The 14,171-nt window shown below is 34.6% G+C and carries 14 protein-coding genes and 2 pseudogenes; 7 read left to right on the top strand and 9 right to left on the bottom strand.

Annotated elements, in window-relative coordinates:
- Window positions 1-190: 190 nt before the first annotated feature.
- Together CD155_RS10110 and pta are read right to left on the bottom strand one after the other, a co-directional pair.
- A complete protein-coding gene (locus tag CD155_RS10110; RefSeq protein WP_103213251.1) occupies window positions 191-1,030 on the bottom strand; it encodes a lipoate--protein ligase family protein in 840 nt (279 codons plus the stop codon).
- Window positions 1,030-2,019, bottom strand: a complete 990-nt coding sequence (gene pta, locus CD155_RS10115; protein ID WP_103213252.1) for a phosphate acetyltransferase — start codon at window positions 2,017-2,019, stop codon at window positions 1,030-1,032. The genes CD155_RS10110 and pta overlap by 1 nt, the downstream gene beginning before the upstream one ends.
- 172 nt (window positions 2,020-2,191) lie before the next feature.
- On the opposite strand from pta, the gene hemQ reads away from it, so the two are divergent.
- The 3 genes from hemQ (at window position 2,192) to CD155_RS10130 (ending at window position 4,683) form a co-directional block, all read left to right on the top strand.
- Window positions 2,192-2,941, top strand: coding sequence for a hydrogen peroxide-dependent heme synthase (gene hemQ, locus CD155_RS10120; protein WP_103213253.1), 750 nt, complete (start codon window positions 2,192-2,194; stop codon window positions 2,939-2,941).
- A gap of 511 nt (window positions 2,942-3,452) precedes the next feature.
- Window positions 3,453-4,217 carry a threonine/serine exporter family protein gene (locus CD155_RS10125; protein WP_103213254.1) on the top strand — a complete coding sequence of 255 codons (765 nt, stop codon included), beginning with the start codon at window positions 3,453-3,455 and terminating at the stop codon, window positions 4,215-4,217.
- Window positions 4,218-4,230: 13 nt separating this feature from the next.
- Entirely contained in the window at window positions 4,231-4,683 is a 453-nt protein-coding gene (locus CD155_RS10130) for a threonine/serine exporter family protein (protein ID WP_002441189.1), read from the top strand.
- 77 nt (window positions 4,684-4,760) lie between these two features.
- On the opposite strand, the gene CD155_RS10135 is transcribed toward CD155_RS10130, so the two are convergent.
- The 4 genes from CD155_RS10135 to CD155_RS10150 form a co-directional block, all read right to left on the bottom strand.
- Entirely contained in the window at window positions 4,761-6,233 is a 1,473-nt protein-coding gene (locus tag CD155_RS10135; protein ID WP_070832786.1) for an APC family permease, read from the bottom strand.
- 127 nt (window positions 6,234-6,360) lie between these two features.
- Window positions 6,361-6,729 carry a DUF423 domain-containing protein gene (locus CD155_RS10140; RefSeq protein ID WP_002441185.1) on the bottom strand — a complete coding sequence of 123 codons (369 nt, stop codon included), beginning with the start codon at window positions 6,727-6,729 and terminating at the stop codon, window positions 6,361-6,363.
- Window positions 6,730-6,753: 24 nt separating this feature from the next.
- Entirely contained in the window at window positions 6,754-7,116 is a 363-nt protein-coding gene (locus tag CD155_RS10145) for a DUF5327 family protein (RefSeq protein ID WP_103213255.1), read from the bottom strand.
- An 11-nt stretch (window positions 7,117-7,127) separates the two neighbouring features.
- Entirely contained in the window at window positions 7,128-7,778 is a 651-nt protein-coding gene (locus CD155_RS10150) for a uracil-DNA glycosylase (protein WP_002441181.1), read from the bottom strand.
- A gap of 169 nt (window positions 7,779-7,947) precedes the next feature.
- Here CD155_RS10150 and CD155_RS10155 point away from each other — a divergent pair, with 169 nt between their 5' ends.
- The 4 genes and pseudogenes from CD155_RS10155 to vraX all read left to right on the top strand — a co-directional run bounded on the left by CD155_RS10155 (window position 7,948) and on the right by vraX (window position 11,907).
- The gene (locus tag CD155_RS10155; RefSeq protein ID WP_103213256.1) at window positions 7,948-8,931 is read left to right on the top strand and encodes a choloylglycine hydrolase family protein; all 984 of its coding nucleotides are present in this window, start codon (window positions 7,948-7,950) and stop codon (window positions 8,929-8,931) included.
- Between the two features lie 106 nt (window positions 8,932-9,037).
- Window positions 9,038-9,868, top strand: a complete 831-nt coding sequence (gene thiD / locus CD155_RS10160) for a bifunctional hydroxymethylpyrimidine kinase/phosphomethylpyrimidine kinase (RefSeq protein ID WP_103213258.1) — start codon at window positions 9,038-9,040, stop codon at window positions 9,866-9,868.
- Between the two features lie 273 nt (window positions 9,869-10,141).
- Window positions 10,142-11,292, top strand: a pseudogene (locus CD155_RS10165) (FAD-dependent oxidoreductase).
- Between the two features lie 444 nt (window positions 11,293-11,736).
- Entirely contained in the window at window positions 11,737-11,907 is a 171-nt protein-coding gene (vraX, locus tag CD155_RS12970; RefSeq protein ID WP_002441175.1) for a C1q-binding complement inhibitor VraX, read from the top strand.
- Window positions 11,908-12,218: 311 nt separating this feature from the next.
- Here vraX and CD155_RS10170 read toward each other — a convergent pair.
- The 3 genes and pseudogenes from CD155_RS10170 to CD155_RS13325 all read right to left on the bottom strand — a co-directional run.
- A pseudogene (locus CD155_RS10170) lies at window positions 12,219-13,632 on the bottom strand (MFS transporter).
- Window positions 13,633-13,822: 190 nt separating this feature from the next.
- Window positions 13,823-14,083 carry a hypothetical protein gene (locus CD155_RS10175; protein WP_103213257.1) on the bottom strand — a complete coding sequence of 87 codons (261 nt, stop codon included), beginning with the start codon at window positions 14,081-14,083 and terminating at the stop codon, window positions 13,823-13,825.
- Window position 14,084: 1 nt separating this feature from the next.
- Window positions 14,085-14,171, bottom strand: an 87-nt coding sequence (locus tag CD155_RS13325; RefSeq protein WP_506511160.1) for a VraC family protein, incomplete at its 5' end; no start/stop codon positions are given.

Genomic DNA, 14,171 nt, shown 5'->3' on the forward strand with positions numbered 1-14,171 from the left:
GAAATATAATTTAGCAAAATTGTTTTCTGTGGCATGGCCCCCACCTTGGTTTGGCTTGAAAGAAGATTGATATATTCGCATTTAATTCAAACACATACTTCAAATATGTTAAAAGAGGCTGAGATAATCAATATATCCCAACCTCGCTATTTAACTTACTCATCTATTTATTGATACATATGCTCTTACTTTATAAGTCTAATTTTTGATGCATCTTCGCATTACGTTCGATCATTTTCTCAAAATATCCTTCATAGCGTTGCCATTCATCATCAGTGACAGGATCCATATTCAGACGAGCACCTAAATCTTTTAGAGCGTATAAAAGTAAGAACATGACATCCTGAACTTTAATTTCTCTATTTAAAAGTGTTTCGAGTGAAGCCATGCATGAAGGATCAATATTAGGAAAATGAAACTTGGTCGTTTCACCTTTCAGCGCATGTTGATAAAATTCTCGCATCATGCTAGCACGGTCAGAGCCTGAACCTTCAACACATAAGTAAATTTGTACCGCAATGCCACCACGAACACGTCTTTGGGATATACCGGCGAATTTCTTACCATCAATGCTTAGGTCAAACTTGCCGGGACAATAGGAACGCTCTATTTCATGAGTAGATATCTCTACATCTTCATCTTCAAACATTTTGCAGATAAGAAGGTACATGACAGTGAATGCCTCGTCTATCGTCGTTTCAGTTTGTCCTTTGAATATAAGCGAAATATTCAGCACACCTTGATCTAATACGACGCCAAGTCCGCCTGAATTTCGCACAATCGCATTGTAGCCTGCTTCATTAGTAAGGTAACGGATTCCATAGCTTAAGAACGGTAAACGGGAGTCATGTATACCTAAAATAACGGTATGTTGGTGAATCCAAGTACGCACAACGTTACACGATAAATCTTTACCTACACTCTCTGAGAACGTATCATCAAATGCAAAAGATTGCATTGGCTCTAGACCACTCGAATGGTCTACATAACGCCAGTCGATTTGATTAAAATATTTACTTGATAAGTCCATTATTGTAGTGATTGAGCTGCAGTAATAATAGATAAGTTATACACATCTTCTATTGAGCAACCACGAGATAAATCATTAACTGGTGAGTTTAAACCTTGAAGTACAGGTCCCACAGCGTCATAACCACCTAAACGTTGCGCAATTTTATAACCAATGTTACCCGCTTCTAAACTAGGGAAGATAAACACATTGGCATCGCCTTGGATTTTTGCACCGGGTGCTTTCTTTTCAGCAACACTTGGTAAGATGGCTGCATCAAATTGAAACTCTCCATCAATAACGACATTCTCAATGTTATCAGCTTCAACTTTTTCTTGTGCTAATTTTAATGCATCTTGAACTTTAGTTACGTCATCAGATTTTGCTGAGCCTTTCGTAGAGAAACTTAACATCGCTACTTTAGGTTCCATCCCAAAACTTTGTGCAGACTTAGCACTTTCAACTGCAATTTCTGCTAGTCCTTGCGCATCTAGTTCAGGATTAATCGCACAATCACCAAAGATATATTGTTCATCATCTTTAATCATGAAGAAAATACCAGAAGTTTTAGAGACGCCCGGTTTTGTTTTGATAATTTGTAAAGCTGGACGTACTGTGTCACCAGTTGAATGCGCAGCACCACTTACTAATCCAGCTGCTTTGCCAGTGTAAACAAGCATTGTACCGAAGTAATTCACATTTTCCAGTAATTCCTCTGCTTGTTCTTTAGTCGCTTTTCCTTTTCTGCGTTCAACAAACGCATCTACAAGCTCAGGTTTTAAATCACTTGAAGAAGGATCAATCATTTCAATATTAGCTATATCAAGAGATTTTTCTTCTGCTAAAGATTTAATTTTGTTCACATTACCTAAGACAATAGGTGAAACATAATCTCTTTCCTGTAATTGTGTTGCTGCCGTTAAAATTCTTTCATCTTCACCTTCAGGTAATACAATTTTTACATTTTTTCCAGATAGCTTGTCTTGTAAAACATTTAATAAATCAGCCATAATGTCCTCCTCAATTCACATTCATAATAACGTTTACATCTCAGATTATACGTCATTTTGTAGTAGAATTCCATTTCACCTAATTGTAATCATTTACTTAGGAGTTCGTTGTTTTTTTATGATAAAATTTAATTTGAATTGGCTAAGAATTTAGATATAAGGAGCGATAAATATGAGTGAAGCAGCTGAAACTTTAGACGGTTGGTATAGTTTGCATTTATTTTATGCAATGGATTGGACAACTTTCCGTTTAGTTCCAGAAGAAGAACGAGAATCTATGATTTCTGAATTGAAATCATTTGTTGAAGATAAAACGAGCGCTAGAGATTCACATACTGGCGATCATGCAATTTATAATATTACAGGACAAAAAGCAGATTTATTATTATGGTTTTTACGCCCTGAAATGAAAGATTTAAATACCATTGAAAATGAATTCAATAAATTGCGTATTGCCGATTATTTAATCCCTACGTATTCATATGTTTCAGTGATTGAATTAAGTAATTATTTAGCAGGCAAATCTGACGAAGACCCGTATGAAAATCCACACGTAAAAGCAAGATTATATCCTGAACTTCCACATTCAGAATATATTTGTTTCTATCCAATGGATAAACGCCGTAATGAAACATATAACTGGTATATGTTACCTATCGAAGACCGTAAAAAATTAATGTATAACCATGGTATGATTGGTCGTAAATACGCTGGTAAAATCAAACAATTCATTACTGGATCTGTTGGTTTCGATGATTTTGAATGGGGCGTAACACTTTTCTCTGATGATGTATTACAATTCAAGAAAATCGTATACGAAATGCGCTTCGATGAAACAACTGCACGTTATGGCGAATTCGGTAGTTTCTATGTAGGCCATATTTTAAATACAGAAGACTTTAATAAATTTTTCAATATATAATGTTTGACTAGGGAGTGGGACAACGAAATTAATTTTCCTAAATTATATTTCAGCCCCACTCCCTTAACTTATCTACAGAGCATATTTAACATAACAGATTGTAAGAAAAATCTTTTTCAAAAAAAGAAACACACTCCGGAGAACTCGAAGTGTGCTTCCTAGTAGTATCCTTGGGAGAACTTTAACCATTACTACGTATTAAGTTAACTTTAGAGAATATACAGTCGCTACCCAATATATCCTTTGTAATCGTTAACTAATATTTCATTAACCATTTTGAAATATTTGAAACATATTAAAATGATAATAGTACACTCTTTCGGTATAAATTCATTATTAGTTTAAAAATAATGCTATTTTAATAAATTAATTATACTTTCCCAACTCTTCATTTATCCTTCTCACAAGCTCCCTTCAAACTTGTGCCGTCAAACGCTGGTTGTGGTCTTTTCAAATTACTTCTACTATAATAATAATTAAATTCATAATATTTTAAAAATTTGGTGATGTCATGACTATAAATTCAAATGAAACAGCGCATGAAAGTCTCATCAAGGACGTGGTCATGTTAGCTGCACGTATATTATTAGAATCTGGTGCTGAAGGTACTAGAGTAGAAGATACTATGTCACGTATTGCTATGAAGCTGGGTTATTCTGAAAGTAATAGCTTTGTAACAAATACTGTAATTCAATTTACCCTACATAATGAGTCCTATCCGCGTTTATATAGAATTAAATCTCGCGATACAAATTTAATTAAAATTTCACAGGCTAACGAGATTTCAAGACAAATTACTCATGGCTCTATCAGTCTTGAAGATGCAAAGAAGAAATTAGAAGAAATATATGTAGCTAAGAGAGACAGCAGTCTTCCCTTTAAAGGTATAGCAGCAGCGATTATCGCGGTAAGTTTTCTGTATTTACAAGGGGGACGTCTTATTGATATTGCTACAGCCTTACTTGCTGGAAGTATTGGTTATCTTGTTGTTGAAATTTTAGACCGTAAATTACATGCACAATTTATACCGGAATTTCTAGGTTCGCTTGTTATTGGTATCATTGCCGTTTTAGGACATGCCCTTGTACCAAGCGGAGATCTGGCAACAATTATTATTGCTGCAGTGATGCCGATTGTACCTGGTGTATTGATTACAAATGCCATTCAAGATTTATTTGGTGGGCATATGTTGATGTTTACAACTAAATCTTTAGAAGCTTTAGTCACTTCATTTGGTATCGGTGCGGGCGTAAGTTCCGTTTTAATTTTAGTTTAGGAGGCGGTTAGAAATGTTTTGGATATTCAACTTCATATTTAGCTTTCTCGCCTCACTCTTTTTCTGTGTGATATTTGATGCACCAAGAAAGTTATATTTATCATGTGGCTTTGTAGGTGCTTGCGGTTGGATGGTTTATATTCTTTTCTTTGATGGATTAGAAGTTCATACGATTTATTCAAGCTTCTTTGGTAGCTTAGCTTTAGGCTTGTTAAGTCACTATATGGCTAGACACATGAGAGAGCCTGTGATTATCTTTATGGTGACCGGTATCATTCCATTAGTACCAGGTGGTCTGGCTTATGATGCAACTAAAAATTTAGTGTTACTTCATTTCAGTACTGCGATTAATACAATGCTTGAAGTCACGCTAATAGCTGGAGCCATTGCGTTAGGCTTATTATTTGCAGATCAAATTTCAAAAATTGTTATTTCAGGTTTCGACCGTACTCGAAAAAGATTATAAGACATAAATAAAGTGGAGGCTATGGATTTTGTCCTAGCACTCCACTTTTTAAATAACGCATAAAAGTATTTTTTAATCTATTTATTAGGTTCATCAATCATGTCTTCGACTTCATTTTCAGAGCGATTAAGAATAAGTCGACTGAGTTCGTCATTATCCATTCTCTTAAGTTTTGGATAACGTATAAAGAAAAATACTAATCCAATGACTAACCAAATAGCCAATGCAATATAAGATGGTCCTGGAAGTGATGCTGGAGATCCAGGGATAAGTAATAATCCTAAGAAAATGAATGAGACGATTGAACCAATTATTGCAAATGTTTTATATATCGGTGCATACGTATTACTTTGTTTATCATAACTAAATAATTTCGCTGCTGATAGACAAGTAATAAAGTATGCAATAGAGACACCAGTTGACGACATGTTAACAATCCAATTTAATGCATTACGCCCTAACCAAGGCGCTACTAATGCTACTGCCACTAAGAAAATGATTGCTACATATGGCGTCTTATATTTACTATGCAATTTACTGAATACTGTAGGCATAATTCCTGAACGTCCCATAGAGAATAACAGACGACTTGAACTCATTAAGAAGCCGTTTAAACCTGTAAAGATACCCATCGCAATCGCAATAGCTAACACACCAAGGCCAATATAACCAAAGGCTTCTTGAGTTACTGCTCCAGTTAACCATAAGTTACCATTTAAACTTTTCGTATGCGTACCTAACCAACCTGTATAAAGTAACATCACAACGTAAGTTAATGATGCTGCAAGTAAACTATAAACGATTAATTTAAATGTTTTGTTTGGTGCGAAATCAAATTCTTCAGCTGTTTGTGGAATATTATCAAAGCCTACATATGCCCATGGTGCAATGGCGACAATCATAATAATAGACTTAAACCATCCTTTATCAGAATTAGCTAAAGGCTGTAAATTACTGATTTCGAAGTTGTTACCAAAGAAAGAGCCAAAGAACATAAGTAACACAACGATAACCATCGCTACACAGAAATAATATTGTAGTGAACCTGAGACACTTGCACCTCTAATAGCTACAAACATAAAGATTAATAATAGTACTGTAGCTATAATAATTTCAGTTATGTAGACATCCCAACCTGCAACAGTATAAAGCTTCCCATTATTTAATACGTTAGGTAATAAGAATTTGATTAATAAACTAAACGCCGTTGCATTAAGTGCTACGACACAGACATACCCAAACGTTAAAAACCATGACGAGAAGAAACTTACATATCTCCCAAAACTTAAGAAACTAAAAGCAAATGCGCCACCTGAAACTGGAAATTTCTCAACTAAGGCACCATAGCTGACAGCAATTAAAATCATTAATAGTGCCCCAATAACAATACCTATTGAGGATGCAATCGGACCTGATTGTTTAATCCAATCTCCAGGTAAAATAAAGGCGCCCCATCCTATACATGAGCCGTAAGCGATAGCCCACACAAATTTTTCAGATAGGTTTTGCTTAAGGTCACCTCTATCTACTTGTTTATTTTTATTTTCCATAAATAAAACTCACCTCGAAGGTATCCTATACCCAAAAAGGTGAGTTTTTAATCTGTAATTTTTTGTTAAATTTTAGGGTTTCAATCGTTTTAAAAGTTAACTATTTTAATGTGCACTTAGTAATAATTTATCCAGCAAATTTAAATGTCGCGATAATGAGCATAAGCCATCCTGCTATAAACAATACGCCTCCAATTGGCGTAATCGCACCTAAAATACGAATTTGAGTTAAAGCTAAGATATATAAAGAACCGCTAAAGAAGACAATTCCGAAGAACATTAGCCAGCCTGCCCAATTAACATTAATTGCTGTTGTACCACTAATGACACCAATAACTAATAGTCCTAAACCATGATACATTTGGTACATTGTCGCTTTTTCCCATACGGACATGTATTTTTCTGATAACTTATTCTCTAAACCATGTGCACCAAATGCTCCTGTTCCTACAGCCATCATCGTGTTGAGTGCACCTAAAATTATAAATAATTTCATCATTTCAATTGTGCTCCTTTTTAATTAAAAATCGAAAATAGATTCGCCATTTCCTATATTGTCATCTGTTGCCATTAAATTTGAATTTGAAGTATGTGCATTTTTCATAGATTGAGGCACTTTTCCACCCATTGCTTCAATTTCTGCTGCTGTCACTTCACTCTTATGTGAAGTTGACTGACTTTCTTTCTGATTAGCAGATGAGAAAGTATGGTTCATAGATGTTTGGCTCATATTATGAGATGAAGTTTGACTATCATTTGAGGTATATAAAGAAGTTAAAGTATGTATTGCATACATATGCTTTTCAAATTCAGATTCAGTTTGCGCTTCATCCGCTTGTACAAGTTCTTGTTCGATCAATTGAATCAATTTATCTTTATTCATTGCCAATCACCTTAACCTTCGCACCAATTGATAGGTGCTTTGCCTTTAGATTGCAAATAGTCATTAGTTCTAGAGTATGGTTTCGAACCAAAGAAACCTCTAAACGCAGATAATGGACTTGGATGAGGAGATTTAATAACTAGATGCTTAGATGTATCAATAAGTTTTTCTTTTTGTTGTGCTGGTTTGCCCCACAAAATAAAGACCACATCTTCGCGATGTTTTGAAACTGCCTCAATGACTTCATCTGTAAATATTTCCCAGCCAATATCTCTATGAGAATGCGCTTCACCTTGTCTCACTGTAAGTACAGTATTTAATAATAATACGCCTTCTCTGGCCCAATCTTGTAAATGTGGTGAAGTTCTATGGCAACCAATATCATCTTCTAGTTCCTGATACATATTTTTTAATGATGGTGGAAATTTAGCGTTAGGTTGCACTGAAAATGCTAAACCATGTGCTTGATTAGGTCCATGATAGGGATCCTGGCCTAGTATAACTACTTTAATATTTTCAAACGGTGTTAACTCGAATGCTTGGTAAATGTTCTTTCTATCGGGGTATACAATTTGCGTCGTATACTCCTTTTCTAAGAAGTCGTGCATTGCCTGAAAGTCATGTCGTGACGTTATATCATGAAAAATTTCTGACCATTTCATCGTATTCACCTCTCGCCATATTTTAACATATCCAAGCGTAAGAGGTGATGTTTATTATAATATGCCAGAGCTAATGTAAACTACTTAATTTTAAAAGTTTACAAATTAAGTGATTTTGACTATAGTACTACTAAATCATTAATTTTCTATAAGTTTGGAGCGTAGACATATGTGTACTGGTTTTTCATTTTTCACAAAGAAAAAACATCATTACTTAGCTAGAACAATGGATTTCGCATTCGAATTTAATGGTATTCCTACAGTTGTACCACGTCATTATAACTATCAATTTGACTTAGAGTCTGAAATGCGTCTTGAATATGGATTCGTCGGAACAAATCTGAAGGTTGGTCGATACCGTTTCGGGGATGGCATTAATGAACATGGCGTAGCTATCTCCAATCACTACTTTACTGGTGAAGCTTCCTACAGTAGTCATAGAAGATACGGATATTTAAATTTAGCTCCCGAAGAATTTATCGTATGGGTACTCGGCTTCATTAAAAGTGTTGATGAGTTAAAACAAAAAGTGAAGACAATTAATATCATGAATGAGAAAAACACTACTTTAAACGTCGTTCCCCCATTACACTTTATTATCACAGATAACAGTGGTCATACGGTTGCTGTTGAACCTCATAATGGCCTACTTATCGTTAAAGATAATCATGTCAAAGTGCTAACAAATGCCCCTAAGTTAGAATGGCATGTTGAAAATTTAAGAAATTATGCATTTCTACAACCTGAAAAATCAGCAAATCAACTTGTAGGAAAAGTTTTAGTGCGTTCAATGGGGTGTGAAGCTGGTACGAATGGCTTACCTGGAGGTTATACTTCTACTGAACGCTTTGTAAGAGCGACATATTTAAGACATCATCTTCAATCCGCAGACGATGAAGATATTAACCTTATGAATTGTTTTAAAATTTTAGATTCTGTAAGCATTCCTCAAGGCGCTGTACTTGATGCTGGTGAAACACATTACACGCAATATCAACTTGTGATGGATAGTAAAGATAAAGCTTATTACATTAAGCCTTACTTCAGTAATCAACTTTTCAAAGTTCAATTAAATGAAGAAGTTTTAACTAAAGACGAAATGACGTTTCTTCCTATTAATTCTAAATTGATGATGTCTGAATTAAATGGCTAGTATGCTGATTTATGGACCTCATTTTCAATAAGTATAAATATTTAGCTTACCCGATAAACGTGGTATGATTAAAGATATATTAGAATTTAACGGGAGTGAATCGATGATGGCTTTAAAAAAAGTATTAACAATTGCAGGTTCTGATACTAGTGCTGGCGCTGGTATGCAAGCGGATCTTAAAACTTTCCAAGAATTAGATACGTATGGAATGGTAGCTTTAACTTCTATCGTAACAATGGATAAAGAAACTTGGTCACATGATGTGACACCTCTAGATATGGATGTCTTTGAAAAGCAACTTCAAACAGCAATTTCTATCGGCCCAGATGCAATTAAAACGGGAATGTTAGGTACGGAAGAAATTATCAAACGTGCTGGCGAAGCATTTGAAGAATCTGGTGCGAAATATTTCGTAGTGGACCCAGTCATGGTATGTAAAGGTGAAGACGAAGTACTTAACCCGGGAAATACTGACGCCATGATTAAATATTTATTACCTAAAGCTACTGTTGTAACTCCAAACTTATTTGAAGCTGGTCAACTTTCAGGCTTAGGAAAATTAACTTCCATTGAAGACATGAAAAAAGCTGCTCAAAAGATTTATGATGCAGGTACACCTCATGTCATCATTAAAGGCGGAAAAGCGTTAGATCAAGATAAATCTTACGACTTATACTACGATGGTCAAAAGTTCTATCAATTAACGACTGACATGTTCCAACAAAGCTATAATCACGGAGCAGGTTGTACGTTTGCAGCTGCAACGACAGCTTACTTAGCGAACGGTAAATCTCCAAAAGAGGCTGTCATTGCTGCCAAAGCCTTCGTTGCTTCAGCAATTAAAAACGGCTGGAAAATGAATGACTTCGTCGGTCCAGTTGACCATGGCGCTTACAACCGCATTGAACACATCGACGTAGATGTTACCGAGGTTTAAAGAAGCACTGCATTTTTATAAAAAATGCTAGTACTTCTTATGCAAAAGTCATATGACTTTTGTAATCCTTCAATTCGTTTAATAGCTCTCTAAGGTAACTAAACTGAAAAAATTTGATTGAATGAATACAAAGCTCTAAGACAATTTCTTTAAATAGAAATCATCTTAGAGCTTTAACTATATACTGGTACTTTATTGATTTGATGTTTAAATTCACTTAATTCGACGTAAACTATGAAAGAATGAATCTTAAATCATTAAGGAGTGCGTAAAATGAGCGAATTAAATAACCATACAAACATTAAAGAACCTATCACTATTATTGGTGGTGGCATTGGTGGGCTTACGCTAGCTAGGGTATTATATGTCAATGGTATCCCATCAAAAGTATACGAAATTGATGCTTCTCCTAATGCACGCACACAAGGTGGACAATTAGATATTCATGAATATAACGGACAAGTCGCACTTGAAAAGCAAATTTAATGGAAGAATTTAAATCAATTATTCATGAAGGTGCTGATGCTGCACGTATTTTAAATACAGCCGGAGAACTCCTCCTAGATGCACCTGCTAATGAAAATAATGGTAGACCCGAAGTATTACGTGGAGATTTAAGACAAATATTAATCGATTCATTACCTGAAGAAACCATAGAATGGAATAAAAAAGTCGATCACGTTGAAGAATTGGAAAAGGGTCAATATCAAGTTTACTTTAGAGATGATACGTCCCTCACTACTGACAAATTAATAGGTGCAGATGGCGCATGGTCGAAAGTCCGTAAAGTTCTTACTGATATTACGCCAGACTACTCTGGTTACACATTTATAGAAACATATCTTTACGATGTAGATAATCAATATCCAGAAACTGCTAAAGTTGTAGGCCAAGGACAAATGTTTGCTTTATCTCCAAGAAAAGGTATTGTTGCTCATCGTGAGTATGGAGGTACCATTCACACGTATATTCAAATGAAATGTGCTTCTGAATGGATTGATCGTATCGATTTCTCAAATAAGGAAGAAGCTACTCAAACTATTGCTAATGAATTTGAAGGTTGGCCAAAAGAGATAACTGCATTAATCACAGAAGCCGAGTCAACAATTACACCAAGAAAAATTAATGCATTACCGGATGAACACCGTTGGGAACGTCGCCCTGGTATCACGCTGATTGGTGATGCCGCTCATTTAATGGCACCATCTGGTGAAGGTGCTAACTTGGCTATGCTTGATGGCGCTGAATTAGCTGAAGGTATCGCAAACCATGACGGTGATATTGATACTGCTATTAAAGAATACGAAGAAAAAATGTTCCCAAGAAGCGAAGAAGAAGCTAAAGAATCACATGAACTATTAGATATATGTCTTGGTGATGATAGTCCTCACCGTCTTGTAGAACTTTTTAAAGGTAATGTTTAAGACGTGTCGTATTAAAAGAGGCTGGGACATAATTAATTGTCTCAGCCTTCTTAACATATTAGCAGTAGATGTCTGAATTAAAAGAGGCTGGGACATAATTAATTGTCTCAGCCTTCTTAACATATTAGCAGTAGATGTCTGAATTAAAAGTGCGCTTCTATCAAGCTTCTTTTAATCCTAGCCATCCTTGCCGGGGTGGGACAGAAATATAATTTTGCTAAATTATATTTCTGTCCCTCTCCCTTTTTTATGAGAAAATAGCTTCACGTCAATGATTGAGCACATTGAAATTTGATATATATTTTCTCTCAATTTCTAGGTACAAAGTCCTAGATTGTTCTCCGATGTTCGTTGTATAAAAAGTTGATACCATAGGCCCATGTTTTTCTAAGGAAATTCATTTACTATATAAAGTGTAGAGAGACAAAGGAGGAAATGAACAACATGATTATCTACAAGCAAAATATAGAAAATGGAGTACCGATTTACGAAATCATAACTAAATCTTTCAAGACAATTACAGTAAAATGTGATGAGACCTTCAATAAATTTGAAATCTATAAATTGCTCTCTCTACTAGAAAATGACGTTGACAACATGAGAATGAGTTATTAAAACAAAGAACGTTATTTTCACACCTAGACAATGCACAAAAATCCAATTAAGAATTTGAGAATTAGAATTTGTTTTCTAATAATTCCCTAAACAGATGCGCTTTTAAAGTTTTCTGTCCCCTAACTCTTTAGACTTTTAAAGCCATTCTATCATCCCTAAAAAACTCACCTTAATATGTAAAAAACGTTAATGTTAGCTAAAATTGTCCCTAATAAGCTCAGAGAGAACCTTTGAGCGTTGCTAACATTAGCGTTTTAATTTTTTGTATGAAAAAGGCAAGGCGTCTCGGCGCCTTGCCTTCAAATATAATTTTAGAAATCTTCTTTTTCTTTTCTTTCTTTAACCCACCATAAAGCTTTTTTCGGATTATCTTCATAGTATTTTCTATCTTTTTCATTGTCCACGTTAGGATAAGAACCTTTAAGAGACTTACCTGCAGTGCTGACATGCAAGAATGTAATTACTAAGAATCCGATTAAACTAATCGCAGTTAAATAATAAGCGGGTGCTAAAATATTTCCAGTTCTCTCTACTAGCCAAGAAGCAAGTAATGGTGTTGTACCACCAAATAGAGAAACAGATACGTTAAATGTTACAGATAATGTACGATACCTAATATGCGTATAGAACATTGTTGGTAATGAACCTGGCATTGTGGCTTCATATGTTGATAAGAAGAAACCTAAAATAAATACACCAATAATAATTAAAGGTAATGATTTAGTACTTAATAAACTGTACGCCACGATACTTAATAAAGTAAGACCGCCTGTACCTATTAAGAATACTTTTTTCTCACCAACTTTGTCTGCCAATTTACCAAACATTAAAGCTAATGGAATCATCATTGCCATCACACATGTGATAAGTACACTCGTAGTTGTTTCATCTAGCTTAACAACCTGACCGAGGTAAGTTGGTAAGTATGCCGTTACTGAATAGTTTGTAACGTTAAAGAATACTACCGCTACGAAACAAACTAAAATATCTTTGTAGTAGTAACGGATAATTGTAAAGAATCCAATGTTATCTCTTTGTGGCGTAGTCGCAACATCATTTTCATATACAGGTGATTCTTCAAGTTTACGACGTAAATAAAGTCCAAATAAACCTAAGAATAAACCTAAAATAAATGGAATTCTCCAACCCCATGCTTGCATTTGATCGTGATTAAGGAAGAAGCTTAGTATAGCAATCATAATTGAAGCTGCAATGTAACCTGAAAGCGTACCAATTTCAAGTCCACTTCCTAAACTATTACGACGTTTATCTGGTGATGATTCAGCAACATATTGTCATAGCGCCGGCATATTCCCCACCAGTTGAGAAACCTTGTAAAACCGTAGCAAGTAGTAATAATATAGGCGCCCATAAACCTATAGTATCGTAATTTGGCAGCAAGCCTATCGTTAGCGTAGATAGCGCCATTAAAATAATTGTAGTAGTTAATACAACTTTACGTCCGTATTTATCCCCAATGATACCAAATACAATACCACCAATAGGTCTTAATAAGAACGCAATGGCTAAAGCTGCAAATGTTAATATTTGTTGTATTTGAGGATTTTGTACTGGAGAGAAGAAATTCGCTCCTATGTATGCAGTCGTGTACGCATAAACCCCAAAGTCAAACCATTCCATGGCGTTACCGATTCCGGTAGCTACGACGGTTTTTTTCGCTTCTTTACCGTCTACCACATTAATTTGATTTTTATCGAAATCCATTTCAATAACACTCCCTTGTGATATGTTACATAATTATACGTTGTTAATCTCTAATGTCAAATTAATTCAAGTTTAATAATTTTCAATAATTCAAGTTTATTCATTTTACAGATATTTAATTTTGACATTTGAAATTGCTTTCATTAATTAAGATTACCGGAAATAAAACTTTAAAAATATAATTTTTAATCTAAATTCTTAATATTACTAATTTTACCCCGTCTAAATTATTCGAAACTTTTATTTTCGTTTCATCCTCAACAAAAAAACGTATATCATCATGTATATCAATGGGTCTGAGATATTTAATTTTATAGTTATCCCAATGAATGTTAAGCTCTGAAAATGCGATTTCGCATACCAATTGACCTGGAACAATTTTATTGTGAACTGGATTTTTATCGTTAACTAATGATAAATATGTTTCAATTAATTCATTTGAAATTTTCATTTTAACGCTTTACCTCGATAAATTCTTGTTCTATATATATACATTTATAGTTATTTTTATTAATTTCCAAACTATATCTATACTTGAC

Source organism: Staphylococcus caprae (assembly GCF_002902725.1).
Taxonomy (GTDB): Bacteria; Bacillota; Bacilli; order Staphylococcales; family Staphylococcaceae; genus Staphylococcus; species Staphylococcus caprae.

Coding starts and splice junctions, on each gene's coding strand:
- CD155_RS10110 (WP_103213251.1), bottom strand. CDS start 1,030: ATGGACTTATCAAGTAAATATTTTAATCAAATCGACTGGCGTTATGTA.
- pta (WP_103213252.1), bottom strand. CDS start 2,019: ATGGCTGATTTATTAAATGTTTTACAAGACAAGCTATCTGGAAAAAAT.
- hemQ (WP_103213253.1), top strand. CDS start 2,192: ATGAGTGAAGCAGCTGAAACTTTAGACGGTTGGTATAGTTTGCATTTA.
- CD155_RS10125 (WP_103213254.1), top strand. CDS start 3,453: ATGACTATAAATTCAAATGAAACAGCGCATGAAAGTCTCATCAAGGAC.
- CD155_RS10130 (WP_002441189.1), top strand. CDS start 4,231: ATGTTTTGGATATTCAACTTCATATTTAGCTTTCTCGCCTCACTCTTT.
- CD155_RS10135 (WP_070832786.1), bottom strand. CDS start 6,233: ATGGAAAATAAAAATAAACAAGTAGATAGAGGTGACCTTAAGCAAAAC.
- CD155_RS10140 (WP_002441185.1), bottom strand. CDS start 6,729: ATGAAATTATTTATAATTTTAGGTGCACTCAACACGATGATGGCTGTA.
- CD155_RS10145 (WP_103213255.1), bottom strand. CDS start 7,116: ATGAATAAAGATAAATTGATTCAATTGATCGAACAAGAACTTGTACAA.
- CD155_RS10150 (WP_002441181.1), bottom strand. CDS start 7,778: ATGAAATGGTCAGAAATTTTTCATGATATAACGTCACGACATGACTTT.
- CD155_RS10155 (WP_103213256.1), top strand. CDS start 7,948: ATGTGTACTGGTTTTTCATTTTTCACAAAGAAAAAACATCATTACTTA.
- thiD (WP_103213258.1), top strand. CDS start 9,038: ATGGCTTTAAAAAAAGTATTAACAATTGCAGGTTCTGATACTAGTGCT.
- vraX (WP_002441175.1), top strand. CDS start 11,737: ATGATTATCTACAAGCAAAATATAGAAAATGGAGTACCGATTTACGAA.
- CD155_RS10175 (WP_103213257.1), bottom strand. CDS start 14,083: ATGAAAATTTCAAATGAATTAATTGAAACATATTTATCATTAGTTAAC.